This is a genomic window from Enterobacter cloacae complex sp. S2, assembly GCF_015159675.1.
Lineage (GTDB): Bacteria > Pseudomonadota > Gammaproteobacteria > Enterobacterales > Enterobacteriaceae > Enterobacter > Enterobacter intestinihominis.
This window is the reverse complement of record NZ_JADDTS010000012.1, coordinates 11,437-35,297: the sequence shown is the minus strand read 5'-3', so window position 1 is coordinate 35,297 and position 23,861 is coordinate 11,437. Positions and strand designations below refer to the sequence as shown.

Genomic DNA, 23,861 nt, shown 5'->3' with positions numbered 1-23,861 from the left:
TCGCCCAGCAGAGGCCTTTTCGAGCCGCCTCGACGGTTTGCGTTTTGCCTCTTACCTGCGCTTTTTTTCCGCTCTACAGTACCCCATAAGAAATTCGGAATTTATCTAATAGTCTTATTATTTCCTTATATTTTGTGTGGGCGTACAGTGGAGGTACGGATGAAGATCGTGTGGTCAAAAACAGCAGAGAAGCAATTTTCTAAAATCGATACGCGATATCAGAACCGCATTAAATTCAGGCTGGAGAAGATGGATGATAAAACATCACCTGTCGCGGATATCAAGAAATTATCTTCTCCCGAAAACCACTACAGGTTGCGATTAGGTGATTACAGGGTCATTTACACCTTCGGGGATCCGCCGGGTGATATCTGCTACGTAGTGGCGGTAAAACGCCGGACAACCACCACCTACCTTCATGAGGAGCATACGGAATATGACTGTTCAGTTCATCAAGGATGAAGAAGGAAAAAAACAGTATGTTGTCATTCCCTACGATGAATATTTTCGCATGCGTTTAGCCATGCTTGAGTATGATGACGATGATGAAAACGACTGGGAAGACATCCCTTACGAATCAGATATCTACGATAACGTAGGTTTACCGGGTGAAGTGTGCGACATCATGCATAGCGAGAACGTCAGCCTGCAGGCCGCGTGGCGTATCCTGCGCGGGCTATCCCAGCAGGAGGTGGCGGAAAAACTCGGCATCAGCCAGTCCGCTGTATCACAGCTGGAAGCGCTGGACTCCCGTCCGCAAAAGCGCACACGCGAAAAGCTGGCGGCAATTTATGGCTGCAAGCAGGAGCAAATCAGCCTCTATTTACCGAAAGAGGGTTAACAGCACTTCGCCCCGCCCTTACCGCCGTAACGGGCGTCCTGGCGGTCGCGGAAAAATTCTTCGTAGGTCATTGGCGTCTGATCCGGGTGGTTGACGCGCATATGCTCGACGTAGTTGTCGTAATCCGGCACGCCAATCATCATTTTAGCGGCCTGGCCCAGGTATTTACCTGCTTTGGAAAGGGTGTCGAACATAGTCAGTTTCTCGTTTGTTTCCCTCACCCCGGCCCTCTCCCGGAGGGAGAGGGAGGATAAGAAATGTAGGCCGGTTAAGGCGAAGCCGCCACCCGGCACACGGGTTAATGCGCCCCTTTCGCCTGGGTGACAATCTCGTCCAGGTTCTCAGGCATTGGCTCATACGGCGTCTCTTTCGCCGTTGGCGTGTCGACTTTCAACGCCGCCAGCGCGGTTTTCAGAGAATACAACGCCAGCACCACAACCACCACCATAAAGAAGATGGTCAGCCCGGCGTCCAGACGGTTGTTAAACACCAGCTGGGACAGCTGAGATTCGGTGTACTGCGCCGGGATCTTGCCGCTGTCGATCATCGCCTGGAACTTGTTGGCAATGGCCAGGAAGCCCACCTTGTTGTCCGGGCTGAAGGCTTTCTGCCAGCCTGCTGTCAGGGTACAGATCAGCAGCCACGCCGTTGGCACCAGCGCCACCCATGCGTAACGCTGGCGCTTCATCTTGAACAGGACTACGGCACAAAGCATCAGCGCCATGCCCGCCAGCATCTGGTTGGCGATACCAAACAGCGGCCACAGGGTGTTAATCCCGCCCAGCGGATCGACCACGCCCTGATGCAGGAAGTAGCCCCACGCCAGCACGCACAGTGCCGTCGCCAGCAGGTTAGCCGGGAGTGAATCGGTACGTTTCAGATTCGGGGAGATCACCCCCAGCAGATCCTGCAACATAAAGCGCGCCGCGCGCGTACCGGCATCCACCGCCGTCAGGATAAACAGCGCCTCGAACAGAATGGCGAAGTGATACCAGAACGAGACATCCATCAGCCCGCCCAGCGCACCGTGCAGGATGTAGGCCATACCCACCGCCAGCGTCGGCGCCCCGCCCGCACGGGAGATAATCGACTGCTCGCCGACCTCGTTAGCGATATGCGTCAACGTATCAGGGGTGATCGCAAAGCCCCAGCCGCTCACCACCTGCGCAGCAGAGGCGACCACGTCAACAGTGCCGGCCGGGGCCAGTACCGCCATCGGGCTGTTCATCGCGAAGTACACGCCCGGGTCGATAATACAGGCCGAGACCAGCGCCATAATCGCCACGAAGGATTCCATCAGCATGCCGCCATAGCCAATCAGGCAGGCCTGATTTTCATTCGCCAGCATCTTCGGCGTGGTCCCGGAGGCGATAAGCGCATGGAAGCCAGACACTGCCCCACAGGCGATGGTGATAAACAGGAACGGGAACAGATTGCCGGTCCAGACCGGGCCGGTGCCGTCAATGAATTTGGTCAGGGCAGGCATGGTCAGGGTCGGGCGCATAATCAGAATGCCGATCGCCAGCCCGACGATGGTACCAATTTTCAGGAACGTAGAGAGGTAGTCACGCGGGGCCAGCAGGAGCCATACCGGCAGCACCGCCGCCACGAAGCCGTAGCCCACCAGCATCCAGGTCAGCTGCACGCCGGTGAAGTCGAAGAACGGTGCCCAGGTCGGGCTTTCCGCCACCCAGCCGCCGGAGATAATAGCAAACACCAGGAACACCAGGCCAATGACTGAAACTTCACCAATGCGTCCCGGACGCAGATAGCGAATGTAGATCCCCATGAACAGCGCCAGCGGAATGGTGAAGGCGACGGTATAGGTTCCCCACGGGCTGTGGGTCAAGGCTTTCACCACGATCATCGCCAGCACCGCGAGGATGATGACCATGATCATAAAGGTCGCCACCAGCGCAATCACCCCGGCAGTTGCCCCCATCTCCTCTTTCACCAGCTCACCCAGCGAACGACCGTCGCGACGGGTGGAGACGAACAGCACCATGAAGTCCTGCACCGCGCCCGCCAGCACCACCCCCGCGAGGATCCAGATCATCCCCGGCAGGTAGCCCATCTGCGCGGCCAGTACCGGCCCCACCAGCGGGCCTGCCCCGGCAATCGCCGCGAAATGGTGACCGAACAGCACTTTTTTATCGGTCGGCACGTAGTCCAGACCATCGTTATGACGCACGGCCGGCGTCATGCGCGTGCCGTCTACGCCCAGTACCGTCTTCGCGATATAACGGCCATAAAAACGGTATGCGATCAGATAAATGCAGACGGAGGCGACCACGATCCAGAGCGCATTGATCTGCTCCCCCCGGTTGAGGGCGATGTAGCCCAGGGCAAAGGCTCCCACAACGGAGAGCCCTGCCCATATAAGGTATTTCCCTGAGTTGTTCATAATGGTTATCCGTTGTTGTGAAATAGTGAGATGTTACATTTTGTTTCTAGAACAATGGATAAAATTTAACAACTTTGAAACGCAATAATGCGTGGTCAAACCAGACATTTACACCACATTGTTAAGCCGATCACTTTCGTAGCGTCACCGTTCACACTTTTATCTTTTTCGGCCAGACACCGCCTTACGGAATGATTTGTATCATTTTTTTTGGCCATAACCTCGCCAGAATGATCCTGCGCAATCGCGTGCATACAAGGAAAAGGATATGAACAGTTCAGTACCTCAGGATAGTCAGGTCGGGCCGGGCGCGTACTTCGCGCTGGCGTTTGCAGCCGTTTTCTTCTCGGGTCTGTTAGGCGGACAAGAGTGGTACGGCGTCTTTGATTTCACCACCCTCAACGGCGCATTTGGCAAAGTGGTCAGCAAAGCCAGTCTGGATGACGGTACATTAACCACAGCCAGCAGCGCCTTTCGCGGCACCGGCGGCAGCGGCGCGATGGACGGGTTTCTCTTCGCGCTCGGTTTAATTCCCGCGGTGATGTTCGCGCTGGGGATGATCAACGTGCTGGAGCACTATGGCGCCCTGCGTGCCGCGCGCAAACTCTTAACTCCTCTGCTGCGCCCGCTATTGGGGATCCCTGGCACCACCGGGCTGGCGCTGATTGGCAGCCTGCAAAGTACCGACGTGGGCGCGTCGCTTACCCGTAATCTCTCTGATGAAGGGCAAATCAGCGAAAAAGAGAAAGACGTTTTCGCCATGTTCCAGTTCTCCGCCGGGGCGATGATCACCAACTTTTTCTCTTCCGGGGCGATCCTCTTCACGCTGCTCGCCGTTGACGGCACGGCGGCGGTGCCCACCTCCATCGGGGCCTGTATCGTGGTGATGTTTATCATGAAAATTGTCGGCGCCAATCTGCTGCGCCTGATCCTGACGTTTACCCATAAAGGAGACGCCGCATGAGTGCCCCACAGTCCAATCCCGTCATTACCGATGTGTTTATCGAAGGCGCGCGCAAAGGCTGGAGCATTGCCACCAGCAGCACGCTGCCCAACGTGGTGATGGCCTTTATCATCATCAAGGCGCTGGAAATTACCGGCGCGCTGAAAGGGCTGGGCACGATCTTCTCTCCGCTGATGGGCCTGTTTGGCCTGCCGGGCGAAGCGGCCGCCGTGCTGATTGGCGGCTGGATGTCGATGGGCGGCGGGATCGGCGTTGCCATCGGCCTGTTTGATAAAGGCATCCTCACCGGCGAGCACCTGGCGATCCTGGCGCCCGCCATCTACCTGATGGGCTCGCAGGTGCAGTACCTGGGCCGCATTCTGGGGGTGATTGGCACCCGCGCCAAACGTATTCCGCTGATGATCGCCCTCTCGGTGGTCAACGCTTTCTTAGCCATGCTGCTGATGCGCATTATTCTCTGAACAGGACGTGAACATGAACCTTGACCATTATATCGAAGAGCTGAAAACCCTGGTGAACGTAGACTGCGGCACCCAGACGATTGACGGCGTCGCCGCTGTTGCAGGCATCATGCAGCAACTGTGGCAGCGCGAAGGCTGGCATACGGAGCAGGTGAACCTGGGCGACAAGGTGGGCCCCGGCGTCTTCGTCAGTAACAAGCCGCAGGCGGAACGGTTCGACGTGCTGCTGGTCGGGCATCTGGATACCGTATTTCCCGCCGGCACCGTGGCCGCGTGTCCGCTGAGCGAGGATGAAACCCGCCTGTACGGCCCCGGCGTCTCGGATATGAAGAGCGGACTTCTGAATATTTTGTGGGCAATGCGCGCGCTTGACGCCGCAGACAACGATCGTCTCGCGATTGCCGTTGCGATGAACCCGGACGAAGAGACCGGATCTGTCCATTCCCATGAGTGGATTGGCGAGCTGGCTAAGCGTTCCCGCTGCGTGCTGGTGTGCGAAGCCGCCCGCGCCGACGGTTCGCTGGTGAAAGCGCGTAAAGGGATGGCGGGCTATCACCTCACCTTTAGCGGCGTGGCGGCACACGCGGGCAATGACCCGGAAAAAGGCCGCTCGGCGATCACCGCGCTGACAAAGAGCGTTATCGCCATCAATGCGCTGACGGACTGGGATCGCGGCACTACACTTAACGTCGGCGTGATTCAGGGCGGCAGCGCGGCGAACGTGGTCGCGGACAGCGCTGTGGCAGAACTGGACGTTCGCTTCTGGGAAAACGACGAGTATGACCGGGTGAACCAGGCGCTGGAGTTGTTATGTGAACAAGGCTTTTTAGACGGCGTGACCACCACGCTGACGCGGGTTAATCACAAACCGGCGATGGCCGCGAGCGACGCGACGCAGGCGCTGATGCAGCAGGTTGAAGCGGCGGGTAAAGCGGAAGGCATCGACATTACCTGGCAGGCAGTCGGCGGCGGCAGCGACGCCAACCACACCGCCGCGCTCGGCATCCCCACGCTTGACGGCTTCGGGCCGGTTGGCGCCGGGTTCCACAGCCCGGCGGAATGGCTGGATAAAGCGTCCATTGCGCCGCGAATTCGGCTGTTGAAGCGGGTGGTATCGATGTTGTAACAACCGCCCGGTGGCGCTTTGCTTACCGGGCCTGCATGTTTCGTAGGCCGGGTAAGGCGAAGCCGCCACCCGGCACTCCCGCCGCACAATCTAACCCAGCACCATCGTACTCAACCGACACGTACAGCACCGCCGCCCCTGCTCGTCGAACACCACAATCTCCCAGCTCTGACTGGAGCGGCCCAGATGCAGCGGCTGACATACGCCGCGCACCTTACCGTGAGAGACCGCGCGGTGGTGCGTAGCGTTCAGTTCCGTGCCCACCACATTCTGCCCGTCGCGGGTCATCAGAAAACCGGCCATCGACCCCAGCGTTTCCGCCAGCGCCGCCGACGCACCGCCGTGCAGCAGGCCAAACGGCTGGTGGGTGCGCGCATCCACCGGCATCTCCGCTTCCAGCGTATCGTCCCCGAGGCGGGTATAGACGATGCCAAGGTGTTCCACCATCGTGTTCTGGCTAGTGGCATTCAGCTCGTCGAGGGATAAATGACGTTTCCAGATCATTACGCCCCCAGCGTGGAGCCGCCGTCCACCACGATATCCTGCAAGGTGATATGGCTGGCGGCATCGGATGCCAGGAACAGCACGGTCGCGGCAATCTCCTGCGGACGGGCAATTTTACCGAGCGGAATGCCGAGTTTGAACTGCTCGCCGAAGCCGCGAATGCGCCGCTGTTCCGCATCATCGCTGGTCCACAACGTGCGCTGCATGTCGGTATCCGTAGAACCCGGCGACACCAGGTTGCAGCGTACGCCGCTGCCCGCCAGCTCCAGCCCGACGGTCAGCGCCAGGCTTTTCAGCGCCGCTTTCGACGCGCCGTAGGCGCTCATGCCGATGCGCGGCGTGTGCGCCGCGTCAGAGGCCACCGTCACAATCGCCCCGCCCTGCTGACGACGGAACTGGCCCATCGTCTGCTGGAACAGGTTGAACGCGCCGCCGACGTTGACCGCAAAGGTCTGCTGCCAGTCCTCCTGCGAAAGCTGATCCGTCGCGCCCATACGCAGAATGCCCGCCGCGTTAACCAGCACGTCGAGCCGCTCAAGGCTGCTGAGCAAACGCCCGCAGACATCACTCGCCTGCGCCGCATCCGCCACGTCCAGCGTTTCGGTGGCAAACGGATATTCGCCGTGAGGGAAAGCCAGATCGAACCCGGTCACCTGCGCCCCGGCCTCCACAAATGCCAGCGCGGTCGCATAGCCAATGCCCTTACCCGCGCCCGTCACCCAGACGGTTTTACCGGTAAAATCAAAAGCCATCACTTCACCTCGCGGGAGAGCAGCGCCCACCAGGCATCGAGGGTCGGATTTTTTGCCAGCATCACGAAATCAATGTCGCCGTGCACTTTGCGCCAGCGGGCGGCCAGCGCCATCATCCGTACTGAATCCAGACCGTAGTCGATCAGGTTTTCGTCATCCATCGGCTCGTCGGACTCGTCCAGCAGCGGCAGGATCAGCTCACGCAGCGCGGCCTTCGTTGCCGGAACAGACGGCAGCAGCTCGTCGGTCATCACCACGCGGCCCGAACGTCCGGCCACGTATTTCAGCGACATCAGGTGCTCGTCGCGGGTGAAATCCGCCAGCGCGTCAGCGATAAAGAACGGTTTGATGTCGCGCATAAAGGCGTCGGTGGCGGTGGTCATGCAGCCGATGTGGGCGTACACGCCGGTGATCAAAAGCTGGTTGCGGCCGGTCTCTTTCAGCATCTGCTCCAGCGGGGAGCGGTGAAACGCGCTGTAGCGCCACTTCACCAGCACGGTGTCCGCTTCGTCCGGGGTCAGCTCAGCGACGATGCGCTGCTGCTCCGGCGAGCGAGTCAGACCCGGCCCCCACATATCGTTCAGCAGGGCGCGGTCTTCATCGCTCTGATCTTTCGGCTGCGCGGTGTAGTACACCGGAATATTGTGCTCTTTGCAGTACGCGCGCAGTTTAGCGATGTTCGCCACCACCTGCTGCATCATGTCGCTATTTTCGCCCCAGAAATTCAGGAAGTACTCCTGCATATCGTGGATCAGCAGCGCGGCGCGCTCCGGTTCAAACGCCCAGCTTACTTTACTGGTCGGCAGTTCGGCGGCGGTTGGCAGCGCATATGCGGTTAATTTTGGAATAGCCAATCTCTGTTCCTCAGCCCCGGGCGCGTTCAGCAAGCCACAGGCGCAACTGTTTCTTATCAACTTTGCCGACCGGCGTGAGCGGAAGCGCATCCACGCTCTCCACGCGGTCCGGCAGCTTAAATTCGGCAACGCCCTGCTCGCGCAGGAAGCGGCGCACCTCCACCGCGCGCAGCGGCTGTTTCACCACCAGGTACGCGCAGCTTTTTTCGCCCAGCAGGCTGTCCTCCATGCTCACCAGCGCGGCGTGGATCACCGCGTCGTGGCGCAGCAGCAGGTTTTCGATCTCTTCGGCGGCGATCTTCTCGCCACCGCGGTTGATCTGATCTTTCTCGCGCCCCTGCACGGTGATGTAACCCTGCTCATCGATGGCGATCAGATCGCCCGAGCAGTAGAAGCCGTTGGCATCGAAGGCGCTGGCGTTGTGGTCCGGGCTGTTGAAATAGCCGCGGAAGGTGTAAGGGCCGCGCGTCATCAGACGCCCGACCTCCCCGCGCGGCAGCGGGTTGCCGTCCTCGTCCGCCACCCACACTTCATCGTCCGGGCACATCGGGCGGCCCTGGGTATTGATGATGCGCTCCGGCGCATCGTCGAGGGCGGTATAGTTCACCAGCCCTTCCGCCATGCCAAACACCTGCTGAAGCTGGCAGCCAATTTCCGCCGGAATGCGCGCCGCAAGCGTGGCGGAGAGGCGTGCGCCGCCCACCTGGAGCAGCCTGAGGGATTTCAGCTGGGCGTTCCCCGCGCCGTCGGCAATCGCCTGCAACCACAGGCTGACCGCGGGCGGCACCAGCGAGGTGACGTTTATCTGATGCTGCTCAATCAGCGGGAAGCAGAGCGTGGCGCTCGGATCGTTCGCCAGCACCACGCAGCCACCCGCCGTGAAAACGCCTAACGATCCTGGCGAGCTCATGGCGTAGTTATGCGCCGCGGGAAGGGCGTTCAGATAGCGGGTGTGCGCAGTGATACCGCAGATTTCGTTGCTGCGACGGATGCTGTAGTCGTAATCGTTATGCGTGCGCGGGATCAGCTTCGGCGTGCCGGTGCTGCCGCCGGAGAGCTGGAAGAACGCCACTTCGTCGGCGGGCGTCGGGTTCGGGATGAAATTGTCCGCCGGGCGCGCAATCGCCGCCTCCAGCGCATGTTCGCCCTTATCGCCACGCAGCAGCACAACGCGTACCGAGCGATGCGCATCCACAAAGGTGTTGAGAAAATCATCGCCTGAGAACAGCGCGTGGTCGCGATCGGCAATCAGTACGGCGGGTTTGATCTGCTCCGCGTAGGCGTTGAGTTCACTGCGCTGATGGCTAAAGAGCGCGTTGACCGGCGCGACGCCGATTTGCAGTAGCGCGAAGAAGGTGATGTAGAACTCGGCCACGTTGCCAAGCTGTACCAGCGCGGTCTCCCCGCGATGCAGCCCCTGCGCCTGAAGGGAGGACGCCAGATTCGTCACCGCCTGATTAAACGCGCGGTAGGTGATGCGGCGTTCGCCGTCAATTATCGCGACCGTATCGCTGTCCGCATGGTCCGTCAGGATGTGGGTCAGCGGCAGATCCTGCCAGTAGCCTTTTTCACGGTAGCGGCGGGCAAAATCCTCAGGCCAGCGGGTAAAAGGGATGGTCATGAGTATTCCTTAGTGCAAACCAAACACGTTGAGCATGGTGGAGAGCTTCACGCCCGTCTCGCGCCACTCGCCGACCGGGGAGGAAGCAGGCACAATGCCCGCGCCGGCAAACAGGCGAACGGTATTCTGATGCAGCCGCGCGCAGCGGATAGTTACCACCCACTCGCCGTTACCTTCGCTGTCGCACCAGCCGACGATGCCGCCGAACAGCTCGCGGTCGAACGGCTCCAGCTCGGCAATCAGCTCTTTTGCCGCCTGATGCGGGAAGCCGCTCAGCGCGGGCGTCGGGTGCAGCAGGCAGGCCAGCGTCAGGGCGTTCTCGTTTTCACGTGCCTCACCTTCTACCGGCGTGGCCAGATGCCACAGCGTCGGGGTGGTGATGAGCTGCGGGGAAGCCGGCATGCTCAGATGATGGCTACGCGGTTCCAGAATGGTTTTCATCGCCTGCGTGACCAGATCGTGCTCGTGGCGGTCTTTTTCGGAGGCCAGCAGCTTAGTGCCCGCTTCGCGATCCAGCACATCGTCCGGCTGACGGCGCGCAGAGCCTGCCAGCGGCAGCGAGCTAAAGTGCGCGCCCTCTTTGCGCAGCAGCAGTTCCGGGCTGGCGCCCAACAGCACGCCGCCGTCTTCCAGCGGTACGTGGAAGTTAAAGCTCGCCGGGTTCTGGGCGATAAGACGCTCCATCAGCGCGCTGCTATCGATCTGTTTGTCGGTAGCGATATCAATCAGGCGCGACAGCACCACCTTATTCACCTGCGGCGTAGCGGTGAGCGACGCGGCGCGAGCAACCATCTCCTCGAAAACCGGCTGCGACGGGATCTCGGTGCGCTGTTTCACGTTCAGCGTCTGCGCGCCGGAGGCATAACGTGCGGACTGCTGACGCGCCGGGCGGGAGAAGGTTTGCCAGCGTTGCGGAATAAACAGCGATGACGGTTTGCGGGTATCGAAGGGGATCGCCCCTACCATCACCGGATGGGCAATGCCGCTGTTTTTCGCATTCCGGAAAGCCTGAGCTAATTTCTGCTGAAAGGGACCCGCCGGATCGTCACCGCCGACGGCGGGTTCAGAAAAACGGGCAAAACAGCCGGACGTGGTAAAACTGCGGTAAGGCGACATAAAGAAAAAGCTGTCTGATTGCAGCGTTGTCGCGGTGTGCTGAACTTCCTCAGCCAGGGACGTGTCCATATCATCCTCCTTAAAATGATAAAAGAAGCAATAATGATTATCATTTATATTTTCGTCGGCTAACCTAATCCCACATCGCCCCGCTGTCAACCGTCGGGCAAATAACTTGTGCGACAAACGCTTGCATCCCTTCCCTACAGCCCTGAAAATGAGAAGCATTATCTTCAATAAAATCAGGATGCCGCTCTGTGAAAATCGCTGCCGTTTGCCGCAATGCCCTTCTTTTAACAGGACTTTTTGTTTTAGGACTAACCTCAGCCGTCGCCGCCGACTGGCCGCGCCAGGTCACCGACAGCCGCGGCGTTCACACGCTTGAGAGCAAACCGACGCGCATTGTCTCCACCAGCGTGACCTTAACCGGCTCCCTGCTGGCCATTGACGCGCCGGTCATTGCCAGCGGCGCGACCACGCCAAACAACCGCGTGGCGGATGCGCAGGGCTTCCTGCGTCAGTGGGGCGATATCGCCAAACAGCGTAAGGTTGCCCGGCTGTACATCGGCGAGCCGAGCGCCGAAGCCGTCGCGGCCCAGATGCCGGACCTGATTTTGATCAGCGCCACCGGCGGGGATTCCGCGCTGGCGCTCTACGATCAGCTTTCCGCCATCGCGCCGACGCTTATCATTAACTACGACGACAAAAGCTGGCAGGAACTGCTGACCCAACTGGGGACGATCACCGGGCAGGAGACACAGGCCGCAGAGCGCATCGCTGCCTTCGACAAACAGCTCGCCAAGGTGAAACAGCAGATGAAGCTGCCGCCACAGCCGGTGAACGCCATCGTCTACACCGCCGCGGCGCACACGGCGAACCTGTGGACGACAGACTCCGCGCAGGGCAAGCTTTTGCACCAGTTGGGCTTTACGCTGGCCGACGTGCCTGCCGGGTTGCACACCTCAAAAAGTCAGGGCAAACGCCACGACATTATCCAGTTAGGGGGTGAAAACCTGGCGACGGGGCTGAACGGCGAAGGGCTGTTCGTGTTTGCCGGCGATCAGAAAGACGTGGACGCGATTTACGCCAACCCGCTGCTGGCGCATCTGCCGTCGGTGAAGAACAAGCGCGTCTGGGCATTAGGAACCGAGACGTTCCGCCTGGATTATTACAGCGCGATGTTGGTGTTGCAGCGTTTGAATTCAATTTTTAAATAAGTGGCACGTTCCCCGTAGGCCCGGTAAGCGCAGCGCCACCGGGCGTTTTGTCGGGTGGCGGCTACGCCTTACCCGACCTACAGGGTCTGCCTGAACCGACGCAACTCCACCAGAACCGCCAGTAAAATCACGCCAACAACGGCTAACACAAACCCGCTGCTGCTCGCCGACGCCACCGGGGTCATTATCGCCCCCAGCCCGCCGAGGATCGCCGCGCCAATCGCATCGCCCGTGACGTTCTGCGCCGTCCACAGGCCGTTAATGCGCCCGAGCATCCCTTCCGGCGTCTGGGTCTGGATCAGGGTGTACTGTAAAAGAGAGCTGACCGCGCTCAGCCAGCCGAAAATCACCAGACACATCACCCCCAACGCCCACACCGGCATCAGGCTAAAGAAACCAATGGCGATAAACGAGGCCAGCGTCGCCACCAGCATGATCAACCCCGGTCTCGCGCTCTGCGCCAGGTTGCCGCTGGTCAGCGCCCCGAAGGCCGCACCGAGCGGAATGGCGGCGTACAGCACGCCAATCTCTGAGGCGCTCATCTGCCACTCACCCGCCAGCGCCGGATACAGCACGCGCACGGCGCTCGCCATCGTCAGCAGGCCGCCGAGCAGCGCAATGCCGCCAATCAACGGGTTGCTGAACAGGAAACGAATCGCGGCCATCAGGGACTTCAGCGGATGCTCGCGCGGCTGCGGCGGGGGTGGCAGGAGCGGCAGACGCAGTAGCGTCAGAGTGGTAATAAACGTTCCCGCCGCGGCAAGGCCGTAGTTCCACGCCACGTTGCCGGTCGCCAGCAACAGACCGCCCACCATCGGCGAAATCACCGAGCCGAGACGTACGGTGAGCATGGTGATCGCCCCCGCCTGCATCAGGTTCTCGCGCCCGACCAGCGCGGGCGTGGCCGCCAGCAGCGCCGTCACGCCTAACGAAGCAAAAAAGCCGTCCCACAATCCCAGCACGTAAATGGCCACCAGCGACGGCTCCGGCAGCATGGCGTTCAGACACAGCCCGACAAAGCCCACCCCGCAGGTGCCGCGCGCCAGCAGGATCAGCTTTTTACGCTCGTAGCGGTCCGCCAGCACGCCGCCCACCATCAGGCCGATAAACATCGCCCCGCCGGTTAAGGTGACGGATAACCCCACCAGCCAGCTGGAGTGAGTCATGGTCTGGATTTGCACCGGTACGGCCACACCAAGCAGACCGAGGGACAAAATGGAGATAAAGCGAGCGATAAAAACGGCGCGATACGCCGGGTGTGTTTTGAGCAGGCTGAGGTTAAGCAGCCAGGATTTTTGATTCATGACAAAGCCTTGAGTCTATTTCTACCCATTCCATGGGCGCACATGCTAACATAGCCAAATAAGATAGATAACGATAATCACTATCATTATCAAATCATGGATGTTGCTATGTCGTTTTCCTCTTCTGCGGTGCGCGCCCTTGCCGTGCCCGTTTTATTGCTACTGCTAATCCTTGCGATTGCACTCAGCCTGCTGGTCGGCGCAAAACCGCTGCCCGCGTCCGTTATTGTCGATGCGCTATCCGGTACCTGTCAGAGTGCCGACTGCACCATCGTGCTCGACGCTCGCCTGCCCCGAACCCTTGCCGGATTGCTGGCTGGCGGTGCGCTCGGCCTTGCCGGTGCCCTGATGCAAACCCTCACCCGCAACCCGCTGGCGGACCCCGGCATTCTCGGCGTTAACTCCGGCGCCAGCTTTGCCATCGTGCTCGGCGCAGCGCTGTTTGGATTTACGTCCCCCTCTGAACAGCTGATGATGGCTTTTTGCGGCGCGCTGGCGGCCTCGCTGGTGGTGGCGTTTACCGGCAGCCAGGGCGGCGGCCAGCTCAGCCCGGTACGCTTAACGCTGGCGGGCGTAGCGCTCGCGGCGGTACTGGAAGGCTTGTCCAACGGCATCGCCCTGCTCAACCCGGACGTGTATGACCAGCTGCGCTTCTGGCAGGCGGGTTCGCTGGATATTCGTACCCTTGAAACCTTAAAGGTGGTGGTGATCCCGACGATCGTCGCTGCCGCCGTGGCGCTCTGTTTAAGCCGGGCGCTGAACAGCCTGAGCCTCGGCAGCGATACCGCGACCGCCCTCGGCAACCGTGTGGCGCGCACGCAGCTGACGGGGCTACTCGCCATTACCGTGCTCTGCGGCAGCGCGACCGCCGTGGTCGGGCCGATTGCCTTTATCGGCCTGATGATGCCGCACATGGCGCGCTGGCTGGTGGGGGCGGATCACCGCTGGTCGCTGCCGGTCACGCTGCTGGCGACCCCTGCCCTGCTGCTCTTTGCTGACGTACTGGGCCGCCTGCTGGTGCCGGGTGAACTGCGCGTCTCGGTGGTCAGCGCCTTTATCGGCGCGCCGGTGCTGATCTTCCTGGTTCGACGCAGACGCGGGGGTGGCGCATGATGGCCCCGTCCCGTCGTTTACTTACCAGCGTCGCCCTGCTGGTCGTCGCCAGTCTGCTGCTGACGGTCTGGAGCCTGCAAAGCGGTGCCGTAACGCTTGATTTCGCGCAGGTCTTTCACGCTCTCAGCGGCAGCGCGCCGCGTAACATCACCATGGTGGTCACCGAATGGCGACTGCCGCGCGTGGCGATGGCGATCCTGGTGGGCGCGGCGCTTGGCGTCAGCGGCGCGATATTCCAGTCGCTGATGCGTAACCCCCTCGGGAGCCCGGACGTGATGGGCCTGAATACCGGCGCGTGGAGCGGCGTGCTGGTGGCGATGGTGCTGTTCGGGCAGCATCTTACGGCCATTACCTTTACGGCGATGGCGGGCGGTATTCTCACCTCCCTGCTTATCTGGGCCCTGGCCTGGCGCAACGGCATCGACACCTTCCGTCTGATCATCATCGGGATCGGCATCCGTGCGATGCTGATGGCGTTCAACACCTGGCTTCTGCTACAGGCATCGCTGGAAACCGCGCTCTCCGCCGGGCTGTGGTACGCCGGCTCCCTCAACGGTCTGACGTGGGGAAAAACCTGGCCCGCCGCGCCGCTGATTTTGCTGATGTTTATTGGCGCGTTGCTGCTGGTCAGGCGCATGCGGCTGCTGGAGATGGGCGACGACAGCGCCTGCGCGCTGGGCGTGAGCGTAGAGCGCTCGCGCCTGATGCTGATGCTGGTGGCGGTCTTGCTGACCGCAGCGTCTACCGCCATCGCCGGGCCGATCTCGTTTATTGCCCTCGTAGCCCCGCATATCGCGCGGCGTCTTAGCGGTACCGCGCGCTGGGGATTAACCCAGGCGGCGCTGTGCGGCGCATTGTTACTGCTGGCCGCCGATCTCTGCGCTCAGCAGCTGTTTATGCCTTATCAACTGCCGGTGGGCGTGGTGACCGTCAGCCTCGGCGGGATTTACCTCATCGTCTTGCTCGTTCAGGAGTCACGCAAGAAATGACAGATTCAACATTCCGCTTGCGCGGCGAAAACTTAACCCTCGGCTACGGCAAAAAAATCATTGCCCGGGATTTATCCGTGTCCATTCCGGACGGCCACTTCACCGCCATTATCGGCCCGAACGGTTGCGGCAAATCGACCCTGCTGCGCACGCTGAGCCGCCTGATGTCGCCGGTTGAGGGTAGCGTGTTCCTCGACGGGGAGCAGATCCAGCGCTTCGCCAGCAAAGAGGTGGCGCGCCGAATTGGCCTGCTGGCGCAAAACGCCACCACGCCGGGGGATATCACCGTGCAGGAGCTGGTCTCCCGCGGGCGCTACCCGCACCAGCCGCTGTTTACCCGCTGGCGCAAGGAGGACGACGAGGCGGTGAAGCGCGCGATGCAGGCTACGGGCATCACCAATCTGGCCCAGCAAAGCGTCGATACTCTCTCCGGCGGACAGCGCCAGCGCGCCTGGATTGCAATGGTACTGGCGCAGGAAACCTCGATTATGCTGCTGGACGAGCCGACAACCTGGCTCGATATCAGCCATCAGATTGATCTGCTGGAGCTGCTGAGCGAACTGAACCGCACGCAGGGGTACACCCTGGCGGCAGTGCTGCACGACTTAAATCAGGCGTGCCGCTACGCGACGCATCTGATTGCGCTGCGCGACGGCGAGATTGTGGCGCAGGGCGCGCCGAAGGAGATTGTGACGCCGGATCTGATCGCGCGGATCTACGGCATGCGCTGCATGATTATTGACGATCCGGTGGCGGGTACGCCGCTGGTGGTGCCGTTGGGCAAGCGTGCGGTCTGATGCCCTCACCCCGGCCCTCTCCCACAGGGAGAGGGAGCAAACCATCCCCTCTCCCCGTGGGAGAGGGTTAGGGTGAGGGGCATTTGCACTATCCTAAAATTTCCTTCAGTACCGGCCCAATCTTTTCAAACGCCTGCGGTGAAATAATATCCACGTGGGCGCAGTCCTGGCTGTACACCTCCAGCGCACTCACCCACGGCGCCCATGCGGCCTGCGGATCCATGGTTCGCGTGCGTTCGGCGACAAACAGCGTCGCTTTACCGTCGAACCGTGAACTATGCGCGGTGGTGAGCAGCCGCACCGCATCGGCGTAGTTGCCTTCAATAGCGTTAAACAGCTCGCTGGAACCTTGCCCCTGCTGGGCGGCGATAAACGCCTGACGCTCGCGCTCAATTTCCGCCAGCACCTCCGGATCGAGGCCATTGGCCTCTTTCTCCGCCCAGTTCTGGGTTTCCGGCGGCCAGGTATCCAGCAGGCCGAGGAACGCCACCGCTTCACCCTGCTCGCGCAGACGCGCCGCAATGCCCTGCGCCAGCGTGCCGCCGAGGGAATAGCCGAACAGATAATACGGCCCCTGCGGCTGCTGCTTACGCAACGTGTTCAGATGATGTTCGATCACCGCATCGAGATCTGCACACTGCTCCATCGGCCCCTCAGGCCGGGGAGACTGAATGCCGACGATTGACCAGCGCGGGCTGAGGTAGCGCGCCAGGACGCTAAACTGCCAGGCAAAGCCGGACGCCGGATGGAAGCAGAACAGCGTGCGGCCGTTGCTTTCACGCAGCGGGAGAACAGTTTCATACCCCAGACGCTGCACCTGCTCGTCGCTCATCTGCGAGTCCAGCAGGCCGCTAAGCTTACTCACCGTTGAGGCGACCATAATCTGGCCCGGCGTGACCTTACGGCTGAACGCACGGCTGAGCTGAGCCGCGAGGCGCATCGCCAGCAGCGAGTGGCCGCCGAGGGCAAAGAAATCGGCTTCGATATCGTTCACTGCGCAGCCCAGCAGGGCAGAAAACGCCTGCGCCACGGCGACTTCGGTTTGTGTCTCAGGCGCGCGACCAGAGGTTTTACTGGTCAGCTCCGGCAGCGGCAACGCCTTGCGATCCAGCTTGCCGTTGGCGCTTAACGGCAGCGCGCTGATTTGCAGCAGCACCACCGGCACCATATGTGGCGGCAGCTGGGCTTTGAGTGATGCTAGCAGCGCGTCGCGATCCAGCGGTAAGCCGGATTCGGAGACAACGTACCCCACCAGCTGGCGGGCATCGCCACCCGTGGCAGTTGCCAGGTTGAACACGCAGGCGTGCGCCACGGCCTGGGCCACATCCGGCAGCGCAAGCATGGCCCGGTCGATTTCGCCCAGCTCAATGCGCTGACCGCGAATTTTTAACTGGTCATCGCTGCGGCCCAGATATTCTACCGCGCCGTTGTCCAGCCAGCGAGCAACGTCCCCGGTGCGGTACATCCGCTCGCCGGGGGCAAACGGATCGGCGATAAAGCGGCTGGCGGTAAGGTCGGGGCGTCCCAGATACCCCTGCGCCAGCTGGATGCCGGTGAGATACAGATCCCCCGCCACGCCGAACGGCACCGGGCGCATCATCGCGTCCAGAATGCGCAGCCCCGTATTCCACACCGGGAAGCCGATCGGCACGCTGTTCCCTTCCACCGCCGCCAGCTCGGGGCCGTACGCCGGATACCAGCTGACGTCCACCGCCGCTTCGGTCGGGCCATAGAGGTTGTGCAGCGGCGCATGGGTGAGCTGTTCCCACTCGCGGCACAGCGCAGTCGGCAACGCCTCGCCGCTACAGAACACCTGCTTCAGCGTCCTGCAACAGTCGACGTTTTCCGGCGTCAGCGAGGCGACGAACGCCGCCAGCATCGACGGCACGAAGTGGGTGGTGGTTACGCCATATTGTGCGAAGAAGCTCTGCATCGCCTGCGGATCGCGGTGCGCGTCCGGCTCGGCCATCACCAGCTTCGCCCCGGCGATAAACGGCCACCAGAACTCCCACACCGACACGTCAAAGCTGCACGGCGTTTTCTGCGCCACCACGTCATGCGCCGCCAGTGGATAATGATCCTGCATCCACTTCAGGCGGTTAACGATGGCGGTATGGCCGACCATCACGCCTTTTGGTCGTCCCGTCGAACCGGAGGTAAAGATGATGTACGCGGTCTGCTCCGGCTTCGCCAGGCGCAGAGGTTCAGCATCGGTGGCCGGTAATAGTGTGTTGTAACTAAAGGTGGCGATCGGCAGATCGTTAAAGCGCGGAAGCTGCTCGTCGGTGGTAATGAGCAGCGACGGCTTCGCGTCCTCCAGCATCATCCGCAGACGGTCGTCCGGGTAACCGGTATCCAGCGGCAGCCAGGCGGCGCCAGCTTCAACAATCCCGTGCAGCGCCAGGGTCAGGAACACCGAGCGCGGGAGCGCCACCGCCACGCTGTCGCCCGGCTTCACGCCGCGCGCGCGCAGCAGATTTGCCAGCGCGACCACCTGCTCGCGCATCTGGCGGTAGTTCAGCTCAGTATGGGCATCCGCCAGCGCCGGGGCGTCCGGCGTTTTGCTCGCCTGCTCCGCGACAAGGTCCGCCAGCGTGGTGGACGGCAGCGCCAGCCCGGTATCGTTGATTCGCGCCAGCCGGGCGTATTCCTGCTCTGATACGGTTTCCACGTCGCCACAGCGCAGGTCCGGGTTGGCGGCAAACTGCGTCAGCATTGCGTTCAGCCGCGCCGCGTGCCCCTTCAGCGTCGCCTCGTCGTAACGCTGCCTGTTGGCGAGGATCTCAATGCTTAGTCCGCCCTGCTCGTCCGGGAACAGCGCCAGCTCCAGATCGTTCACCGGGCCGGTCGCCAGCGTGTGGGTAATGGCCTCCACGCCGTCGATATCCAGCTGATAATCGAACACCTTGACGTTCAGCACCGGACCAAACAAGGGTTCGTCCCCTGCGGCCTGCCCGCTGTCGCGCACGATCTGCTCGGCATCGTAGCGCTGATGGCGGCGCATCTTTTTCAGCTGGTTCGCCAGGCGCAGCGCCAGCGCTGGCAAGCTCTCGTGCGGGCGAATATTCACCGCCATCGGCAGGACGTTGAGCACCGGTCCGGTCGCGGTCAGCGCGGCGGAGCCCATACGGCGCATAAAGATAAACCCGGCGGCGTAGTCCAGCCGTCCGGTCAGGCGGCCCAGCCACAGCGCCACCAGCGCAAGCGCCAGATCGGTTCGCTGCGTTTGTCCGGCCGCCTGTGCAAGCTGGCTGAACGCACGGCCGTCCATCGCCATTTTCAGGCGCAGGATGTCGGTGGTGGCGGCACGTCCCGGCAGGGGCGCGGAAGAGAGCGAGACCGGAGAAGGAAGCTGTTTGCGCTGTTCGGCCCAGAAAGCACCGTCGCGCTGATACGCCTCGCTGTCGCGATAGCGCTGATACTCCTCCACCACCTCGGCGAACGGAGTAAACGGGGAGGCGGGCGCAGGTTCACCTTTCTGCCACGCAGCGTAAATGGCGGCGATCTGACGGGTAATGGCCGGGAAACTGAAGCCATCTACCACCAGATGATGATACCGCTGATACCAGTACCAGTGGTTTTCTCCCACCTGAATCAGCTGGTGAAACGCCAGCGGCTGACCGCTGTCGACGCGCAGGTTCTGGTTGAGATCGGCCTCCATCAGCGCCACGGCGGCGTCGTGGGAGTTAACGCGCACAATGGACGGCTCCGGCAGGATCATGGCCTCATCGACCCACTGCCACACCTCGCCGTTATCCTCAGCGAAACGCATCCGCAGGGTGTCGGCCTGCATCATGCCTTCAGCGATGGCTTTTGCCAGCAACGGCGCGTCGATAGCGCCTTTCAGTTCGGTGTAGTGCGCCACGCTCCAGGCGTTTGGCAGGGAGGAAAGCTGCTCTGCCATCCAGATCCCCGGCTGGGCGGCGACAAGAGGGAGACGGTTCATGCGCGCTCCCCCGCAAAATAAGACGGCTCAAGCGTCTGCCACTGTTCCGCCAGCCATTGCTGGCACGCCTCCTGAGATTGCGGTTCGCACACCACGCGCCAGCCCGCGGGCAACTCGCACTCCTGCGGCCACAGGCTGTACTGCCCCTGGTCATTTTGCAAAATGGCGAACTGTCCCTGCGGATTATCGAAAGGATTGCTGAATTCCATACAGACTCCGTTATTGAATAAGCGGCTGCCAGAGGGTCATCAGCCCCTGTGTCAGCCCACCGCGCCAGCAAAGCGCATCGTGTCCGCCGTCAACCTGACGCCAGAAAACCGGTTGCTGAGTGTGTAGTTCGGCGAGGATCGCCTGGTTTGCGCGTAAGATAAGCGGCTCGTTGCGCCCGGCCTCAAGGACGATGCGCAGCCCGCGAGCGGTTTTTTCACCCGCTTTGAGTTGTTCAATGAGCAGCCCGTCCTGCTGCGCGCCGCGGTGCGGCCACCAGTAGGATCCGGACTGGCTGAGGATGCAGCCAAAACGCTGCGGCCAGTTGAGGCCCGCATAGAGGGAAGAGAGCCCGCCGAAGCTTTGGCCCGCCACCACGGTATGGTCGGCGCGGTCGCTGAACGGGGCCATGCTTTTCACCTGCAGGAGGAGTTCGTCCTGCACCGCCAGCCAGAAATCAGGGTTGCACGGCAGCTCGCGGCTGCGGTGTGCGGTGTCAATGACGTCGATTAAGACATAAACCGCAGGCGGCAGTTTGCCTTCATGGGTGAGCGACGCCAGCGCAGGCCAGACGGGCATGCTTTCGGCCCAGAACTGCCCGTCAAGCAGCACCGCCAGCGGGCGCTCGGGGCTTTCATCCCCGGTGGTAAAAATCCACACGCGGCGATGGTTCTTCAGACGCGCGCTGTGCCACTCAATGCAGACAGGCTTTTTATAGGGCGTATCGGGATGATTCCAGCCGGGCTGTACGGGCGCCTCCGGCATCTCCAGCGCCGAGACGGCGTGCCCGCGCCCGCCGCGCCAGCTCTGCGCATTCAGCGGATCGGAAACCGCGTGCGGCAGCAGTTTGCGCCAGCCTTCGCGCAGCGCCATGCGGTCCGGCTGCTCGCCTTCAAACACTGCGCTGGCAAAATCATCTTCATTGTCGGAGGGGATAAAACAGTAGCTGCCGCGCCATTCGGGGCTGAACTCGCCCTGCCACTGCCAGACGTCGGTATCCGGGATACGTTCAAGGGACTGCGGACGGGCATTTTGATGGTGATCGGTCACGCCGGTGACGTAGAGCCAGACGCGTTTAATCGTCGACGTTTTCTGCGTTCCCGCCGGGTCCCGCCACCAGAATGTCACGCGATAGTTTTCCTGATGACGTTCCCGTTCCGGCCCGTCTTTCGCCTGCCACCACGCTTCACTTCCGGTTGTTAACGCCGTCACCCTTATAACCCCATGTTTAACAGTCTTTTTTGTTTCAGAGCAAATTTTATTGATAATATTATTGATAACTATTTGCATTTGCAATAGCGTAATGCCCGCGCTGTGGGAAGCGCGCTCATTAAATAACCATAAAAGCGGGACGTACAATGAATAAGAAGATTCACTCTCTGGCCTTGCTGGTCAATTTAGGGATTTATGGTGTCGCGCTGCCCGTCATGGCAGACGACAACACCGCCTCCGCGCAGCACGAAGACACCATGGTGATCACCGCCGCCGAGCAGAATTTGCAGGCGCCGGGCGTGTCAACCATCACCGCCGATGAGATCCGCAAAAACCCGCCCGCGCGCGACGTGGCGGAAATCATCCGCACCATGCCGGGCGTTAACCTGACCGGCAACTCCACCAGCGGCCAGCGCGGGAATAACCGTCAGATTGACATTCGCGGCATGGGCCCGGAAAACACCCTGATCCTGATCGACGGCAAGCCGGTCACCAGCCGCAACTCCATCCGTCTGGGCTGGCGCGGCGAGCGTGATACCCGCGGCGATACCGGCTGGGTCCCGCCGGAGATGATCGAGCGCATCGAAGTGATCCGTGGCCCGGCTGCTGCCCGCTACGGTAACGGCGCGGCGGGCGGCGTGGTGAACATCATCACCAAAAAATTCGACGACCAGTGGCACGGCTCCTGGAACACCTACCTGAATGCGCCAGAGCATAAAGACGAAGGTTCCACCAAACGCACTAACTTCAGCCTGAGCGGCCCGCTGGGCGGGGATTTCAGCTTCCGCATGTACGGTAACCTGGATAAAACCCAGGCCGACGCCTGGGACATTAACCAGGGCCATCAGTCTGACCGTACCGGCGCATATGCCGACACGCTGCCGGCAGGCCGTGAAGGGGTCGAGAATAAAGACATCAACGGCGTGGTGCGCTGGGACTTTGCGCCTATGCAGTCCCTGGAGTTTGAGGCGGGATACAGCCGCCAGAACAACCTTTACGCGGGCGATACCCAGAATACCAACAACGACAACAGCTCAAGCGGGCTGGTGAAGAAGAACTACGGTAAAGAGACTAACCGTATCTATCGTCAGAACTTCGCGGTGACCTGGAACGGCGGCTGGGATAACGGCATTACCACCAGCAACTGGGCGCAGTACGAGCACACCCGCAACTCGCGTCTGGGCGAAGGCCTGGCGGGCGGTCTGGAAGGCCTGTTCAACAGCAATAAATTCACCGATACCGACCTGGCCGACGTGATGCTGCACAGCGAAATCAACCTGCCGATTGATTTCATTGTGAATCAAAACCTGACGCTCGGCACCGAGTGGAACCAGCAGCGCATGAAGGACTCGACCTCCTTCACGCAAACCCAGCAGGGCGGCACCATCCCGGGCATGAGCGAAGACCGTAGCCCCTACACGTCAGCGGAGATCTTCTCCCTGTTCGCCGAAAACAACATGGAGCTGACCGACAGCACCATGCTGACCCCTGCCCTGCGCTTCGATCACCACACTATTGTCGGCAATAACTGGAGCCCGTCCCTGAACCTGTCGCAAGGTCTGGGGGATGACTTCACCCTGAAGATGGGCATCGCGCGCGCCTATAAAGCGCCAAGCCTGTATCAGACCAACCCGAACTACCTGCTGTACAGTAAAGGCCAGGGCTGCTACGCCAGCTCCGACGGCGTGGGCTGCTACATGATGGGTAACGACGATCTGAAAGCGGAAACCAGCATCAACAAAGAGATTGGCCTGGAGTGGAAACGCGACGGCTGGCTGGCGGGCGTGACCTGGTTCCGCAACGACTACCGCAACAAGATTGAAGCGGGCTACGCGCCGATTGGCCAGACGTCCACCGGCAAAGTCACCACCGATATCTACCAGTGGGAAAACGTACCGAAGGCGGTAGTGGAAGGACTGGAAGGCTCCCTGAACGTGCCGGTCAGCGATACCATCAACTGGACCAACAACATCACCTACATGCTGCAAAGCAAGAACAAGGAGACCGGCGATCGTCTGTCGATCATCCCGGAGTATACGCTGAACTCTACCCTAAGCTGGCAGGTACGTCAGGATGTCTCATTGCAGTCGACCTTCACCTGGTACGGCAAGCAGCAGCCGAAGAAGTACAACTACAAAGGTCAGCCGGTGACCGGGTCTGAGAAAGACGAAGTCAGCCCGTACAGCATCGTTGGCCTGAGCGCGACCTGGGACGTGACCAAAAACGTCAGCCTGACCGGCGGCGTGGACAACGTCTTCGACAAGCGCCAGTGGCGCGCCGGTAACGCCCAGACCACGGGTAATACCACGACGGGTGCGTATATGTACGGTGCGGGTGCGTATACGTATAATGAGCCGGGTCGCACCTGGTACATGAGCGTGAATACGAGGTTCTGATACAGGCAGTGACTTCCCCCTCTCCCTGTGGGCTGAG

21 protein-coding genes are annotated in these 23,861 nt (G+C 61.1%); 10 read left to right on the top strand and 11 right to left on the bottom strand.

Features of this window, described 5'->3' with window-relative positions; all coding sequences use genetic code 11:
• The first annotated feature begins 159 nt into the window (after positions 1-159).
• Together IPZ49_RS06790 and IPZ49_RS06785 are read left to right on the top strand one after the other, a co-directional pair.
• Positions 160-462 (top strand): type II toxin-antitoxin system RelE/ParE family toxin, encoded by a 303-nt coding sequence (locus IPZ49_RS06790; protein ID WP_032624689.1) that lies wholly within the window; start codon positions 160-162, stop codon positions 460-462.
• Positions 437-841, top strand: a complete 405-nt coding sequence (locus tag IPZ49_RS06785; protein ID WP_038415640.1) for a helix-turn-helix transcriptional regulator — start codon at positions 437-439, stop codon at positions 839-841. Before IPZ49_RS06790 ends, IPZ49_RS06785 begins: the two co-directional genes overlap by 26 nt.
• Here IPZ49_RS06785 and IPZ49_RS06780 read toward each other — a convergent pair.
• Entirely contained in the window at positions 838-1,035 is a 198-nt protein-coding gene (locus IPZ49_RS06780; protein ID WP_006809671.1) for a YbdD/YjiX family protein, read from the bottom strand. The two genes, IPZ49_RS06785 and IPZ49_RS06780, sit on opposite strands and share 4 nt — an antisense overlap.
• 104 nt (positions 1,036-1,139) lie before the next feature.
• Positions 1,140-3,245 (bottom strand): pyruvate/proton symporter CstA, encoded by a 2,106-nt coding sequence (gene cstA / locus IPZ49_RS06775; RefSeq protein ID WP_022647390.1) that lies wholly within the window; start codon positions 3,243-3,245, stop codon positions 1,140-1,142.
• Positions 3,246-3,513: 268 nt separating this feature from the next.
• Between cstA and IPZ49_RS06770 the strand changes: the two genes are divergently transcribed.
• From IPZ49_RS06770 to IPZ49_RS06760, 3 genes are read left to right on the top strand one after another with little or no spacing between them, the layout of a single operon-like run.
• On the top strand, positions 3,514-4,209 hold the full coding sequence (locus tag IPZ49_RS06770; RefSeq protein ID WP_063147003.1) for a nucleoside recognition domain-containing protein: 696 nt from the start codon (positions 3,514-3,516) through the stop codon (positions 4,207-4,209).
• Complete coding sequence (locus IPZ49_RS06765) at positions 4,206-4,670, top strand: YjiG family protein (RefSeq protein WP_023305665.1); 465 nt, start codon at positions 4,206-4,208, stop codon at positions 4,668-4,670. The genes IPZ49_RS06770 and IPZ49_RS06765 overlap by 4 nt, the downstream gene beginning before the upstream one ends.
• A gap of 13 nt (positions 4,671-4,683) precedes the next feature.
• The gene (locus IPZ49_RS06760) at positions 4,684-5,796 is read left to right on the top strand and encodes a M20 family metallopeptidase (RefSeq protein ID WP_063147004.1); all 1,113 of its coding nucleotides are present in this window, start codon (positions 4,684-4,686) and stop codon (positions 5,794-5,796) included.
• Positions 5,797-5,886: 90 nt separating this feature from the next.
• Here the strand turns inward: IPZ49_RS06760 and entH are convergent, their stop codons facing one another.
• The 5 genes from entH to entC are packed head-to-tail and all read right to left on the bottom strand — an operon-like array spanning position 5,887 to position 10,712.
• Positions 5,887-6,300, bottom strand: coding sequence for a proofreading thioesterase EntH (gene entH / locus IPZ49_RS06755; RefSeq protein ID WP_022647384.1), 414 nt, complete (start codon positions 6,298-6,300; stop codon positions 5,887-5,889).
• A complete protein-coding gene (gene entA, locus IPZ49_RS06750) occupies positions 6,300-7,052 on the bottom strand; it encodes a 2,3-dihydro-2,3-dihydroxybenzoate dehydrogenase EntA (protein WP_023305663.1) in 753 nt (250 codons plus the stop codon). The genes entH and entA overlap by 1 nt, the downstream gene beginning before the upstream one ends.
• Positions 7,052-7,906, bottom strand: coding sequence for an isochorismatase (locus IPZ49_RS06745; RefSeq protein ID WP_022647383.1), 855 nt, complete (start codon positions 7,904-7,906; stop codon positions 7,052-7,054). Before IPZ49_RS06745 ends, entA begins: the two co-directional genes overlap by 1 nt.
• A 10-nt stretch (positions 7,907-7,916) precedes the next feature.
• Entirely contained in the window at positions 7,917-9,527 is a 1,611-nt protein-coding gene (gene entE, locus IPZ49_RS06740; protein WP_063147005.1) for a (2,3-dihydroxybenzoyl)adenylate synthase EntE, read from the bottom strand.
• A gap of 9 nt (positions 9,528-9,536) precedes the next feature.
• A complete protein-coding gene (entC, locus tag IPZ49_RS06735) occupies positions 9,537-10,712 on the bottom strand; it encodes an isochorismate synthase EntC (RefSeq protein ID WP_063138052.1) in 1,176 nt (391 codons plus the stop codon).
• Between the two features lie 188 nt (positions 10,713-10,900).
• Here entC and fepB point away from each other — a divergent pair, with 188 nt between their 5' ends.
• Positions 10,901-11,860 (top strand): Fe2+-enterobactin ABC transporter substrate-binding protein, encoded by a 960-nt coding sequence (fepB, locus tag IPZ49_RS06730; protein WP_023299558.1) that lies wholly within the window; start codon positions 10,901-10,903, stop codon positions 11,858-11,860.
• 77 nt (positions 11,861-11,937) lie between these two features.
• Here the strand turns inward: fepB and entS are convergent, their stop codons facing one another.
• Complete coding sequence (gene entS / locus IPZ49_RS06725; protein ID WP_023299557.1) at positions 11,938-13,164, bottom strand: enterobactin transporter EntS; 1,227 nt, start codon at positions 13,162-13,164, stop codon at positions 11,938-11,940.
• 108 nt (positions 13,165-13,272) lie between these two features.
• Between entS and fepD the strand changes: the two genes are divergently transcribed.
• Genes fepD through fepC form a run of 3 tightly spaced genes read left to right on the top strand, consistent with a single transcriptional unit; the run spans position 13,273 to position 16,063 of the window.
• Positions 13,273-14,277: a Fe(3+)-siderophore ABC transporter permease gene (gene fepD / locus IPZ49_RS06720; RefSeq protein ID WP_022647378.1), complete on the top strand. Its 1,005-nt coding sequence runs from the start codon at positions 13,273-13,275 to the stop codon at positions 14,275-14,277.
• A complete protein-coding gene (fepG, locus tag IPZ49_RS06715) occupies positions 14,277-15,266 on the top strand; it encodes an iron-enterobactin ABC transporter permease (RefSeq protein WP_074143152.1) in 990 nt (329 codons plus the stop codon). Before fepD ends, fepG begins: the two co-directional genes overlap by 1 nt.
• Positions 15,263-16,063: an iron-enterobactin ABC transporter ATP-binding protein gene (gene fepC, locus IPZ49_RS06710; RefSeq protein WP_023299555.1), complete on the top strand. Its 801-nt coding sequence runs from the start codon at positions 15,263-15,265 to the stop codon at positions 16,061-16,063. Before fepG ends, fepC begins: the two co-directional genes overlap by 4 nt.
• Positions 16,064-16,151: 88 nt before the next feature.
• Here fepC and entF read toward each other — a convergent pair whose 3' ends face one another.
• From entF to fes, 3 genes are read right to left on the bottom strand one after another with little or no spacing between them, the layout of a single operon-like run.
• Positions 16,152-20,009: an enterobactin non-ribosomal peptide synthetase EntF gene (gene entF / locus IPZ49_RS06705; RefSeq protein ID WP_063147007.1), complete on the bottom strand. Its 3,858-nt coding sequence runs from the start codon at positions 20,007-20,009 to the stop codon at positions 16,152-16,154.
• The gene (locus IPZ49_RS06700; RefSeq protein ID WP_032624700.1) at positions 20,006-20,218 is read right to left on the bottom strand and encodes an MbtH family NRPS accessory protein; all 213 of its coding nucleotides are present in this window, start codon (positions 20,216-20,218) and stop codon (positions 20,006-20,008) included. Before IPZ49_RS06700 ends, entF begins: the two co-directional genes overlap by 4 nt.
• Before the next feature lie 10 nt (positions 20,219-20,228).
• On the bottom strand, positions 20,229-21,428 hold the full coding sequence (gene fes, locus IPZ49_RS06695; RefSeq protein WP_063147008.1) for an enterochelin esterase: 1,200 nt from the start codon (positions 21,426-21,428) through the stop codon (positions 20,229-20,231).
• A 146-nt stretch (positions 21,429-21,574) separates the two neighbouring features.
• On the opposite strand from fes, the gene IPZ49_RS06690 reads away from it, so the two are divergent.
• On the top strand, positions 21,575-23,824 hold the full coding sequence (locus tag IPZ49_RS06690) for a TonB-dependent siderophore receptor (RefSeq protein ID WP_015571183.1): 2,250 nt from the start codon (positions 21,575-21,577) through the stop codon (positions 23,822-23,824).
• The last annotated feature ends 37 nt before the right edge of the window (positions 23,825-23,861 follow it).